At 72.4% G+C, this 1,716-nt stretch carries 3 protein-coding genes; 1 reads left to right on the top strand and 2 read right to left on the bottom strand.

The genetic code is table 11. From position 1 onward, the window contains the following. The first annotated feature begins 63 nt into the window (after positions 1-63). Positions 64-1,233 carry a PQQ-dependent sugar dehydrogenase gene (locus AB8Z36_RS39130; RefSeq protein ID WP_369218119.1) on the top strand — a complete coding sequence of 390 codons (1,170 nt, stop codon included), beginning with the start codon at positions 64-66 and terminating at the stop codon, positions 1,231-1,233. A gap of 10 nt (positions 1,234-1,243) precedes the next feature. Here the strand turns inward: AB8Z36_RS39130 and AB8Z36_RS39125 are convergent, their stop codons facing one another. Together AB8Z36_RS39125 and AB8Z36_RS39120 are read right to left on the bottom strand one after the other, a co-directional pair. Continuing rightward, positions 1,244-1,438, bottom strand: coding sequence for a DUF6191 domain-containing protein (locus AB8Z36_RS39125; protein WP_369218118.1), 195 nt, complete (start codon positions 1,436-1,438; stop codon positions 1,244-1,246). Between the two features lie 80 nt (positions 1,439-1,518). Continuing rightward, the coding region (locus AB8Z36_RS39120; RefSeq protein ID WP_369218117.1) for a LuxR C-terminal-related transcriptional regulator at positions 1,519-1,716 on the bottom strand (198 nt) is incomplete at its 5' end.

The raw sequence follows: 1,716 nt of genomic DNA, 5'->3' as shown, positions 1-1,716 counted from the left end.
GCCTCGGGAACCCGTGGGGCGCCGTCGGTGTATGAACAGGGGAAGCGCCCCGTCGAAGGGATCATGATCGTGCAACGACCCGCTGTTACCGCCGTGTTGGCCGCCGCTGCCGCCCTCGTCCTCACCGTCGGCTGCTCCTCCGGGGACGGCGAGGCCCCCGACGGCCGCGAGAGTCCGCCGAAGCCGGGCGGGTCCAGCGGGTCCGCCACCGGGAAGCCGGGCTCCGACGCCCCGCCGGAGAAGGGCTCGGCGAAGGTCACCCGCACCGTGGCCACCGGCCTGAAGTCGCCGTGGGGCCTCGCCGAGCTGCCCGGGGGCGACCTCCTCGTCTCCTCGCGCGACGAGGGGACGATCACCAGGGTCGACGCCAGGACGGGCAAGAAGACGGAGCTCGGCACGGTGCCCGGCGTCTCCCCCGGCGGCGAGGGCGGCCTGATGGGCCTCGCCCTCTCCCCCGCGTACGCCTCGGACCACATGGTGTACGCGTACTTCACCACGGAGTCCGACAACCGCGTCGCGCGCCTGCTGTACGACGAGAAGAAGCCCTCGGGGGAGCAGCTCGGCGCGCCCGACACCGTCTTCAAGGGCATCCCGAAGGGCTCGAACCACGACGGCGGCAGGATCGCCTTCGGCCCGGACAAGCTGCTGTACGTGGGCACCGGCGAGACGGGCGACACGGAGCTGGCGCAGGACAAGAAGTCGCTCGGCGGCAAGATCCTGCGCGTCACGCCGGACGGCGAGCCCGCCCCCGGCAACCCCTTCGGCGACTCGGCGGTGTACTCCTGGGGCCACCGCAACGTGCAGGGCCTCGCCTGGGACGAGGAGAAGCGGCTGTGGGCGTCGGAGTTCGGCCAGGACGAGTGGGACGAGCTGAACGAGATCAGGGCGGGCGGCAACTACGGCTGGCCCGAGGTCGAGGGCGTCGAGGGCAAGAAGGGCTTCCGCGACCCCGTCGTGCAGTGGCAGACCTCCGAGGCCTCACCGAGCGGGGTGGCCTACGCCGAGGGCTCGGTCTGGATGGCGGGGCTGCGAGGCGAGCGGCTGTGGCGCGTCCCGGTGCGCGGCGTGACCGCCACGCCGGAGCCGCAGTCCTTCCTCAAGGGTGCGTACGGCCGCCTGCGCACGGTGCTCGCGGCGGGCGGCGACAAGGTGTACGTCGTCACCAACGAGACGGACGGCCGGGGCACGCCGGAGAAGGGCGACGACAAGATCCTTGAGGTTCGGGTGAAGTAGCTCCGCGGCTTCAGGACTCCGGGGCCGCGTCCTCGCGGGGCGCGGGGACCGGCGGGCGCACGACCACCTTGCCGGACGACAGGTCTATCGGGCCCCGCCCGGGGTCGCCGTCGGCGAGGTCGACGCGGGTCAGTTCCAGGCGCTTCTGTTCGTCGTCGGTGTGCTTGCGGCCGGGCGCGAACAGGGCCTCTATCGCGTTGAACACTGCGCCTCCTCGGAGTGGAGATCCTGCCGTCAAGCGTAGGCGAGGCGGCAGGAAACCGGCCTGGAGAGCATCAGTGCAGGTCAGCGCCGCACCTCGGCCCGGTCGCCGCCCGTGGGGAAGAGCCGCAGGCGGTGGGCGAGCGCGGCGGCCTCGCCCCGTCCCGTCACGGAGAGCTTGGCGAGGATGTTGGAGACGTGGACGCTCGCCGTCTTCGGGGAGATGAACAGCTCCTCGGCGATCTGGCGGTTGCTGCGGCCCACCGCGACCAGGCGCAGGAC

Origin of the sequence: Streptomyces flavofungini, assembly GCF_041028215.1 — a bacterium.
Taxonomy (GTDB): Bacteria; Actinomycetota; Actinomycetes; order Streptomycetales; family Streptomycetaceae; genus Streptomyces; species Streptomyces flavofungini_B.
The sequence above is the reverse complement of the archived record's forward strand: the minus strand, read 5'-3'. Positions and strand labels throughout refer to the sequence as shown.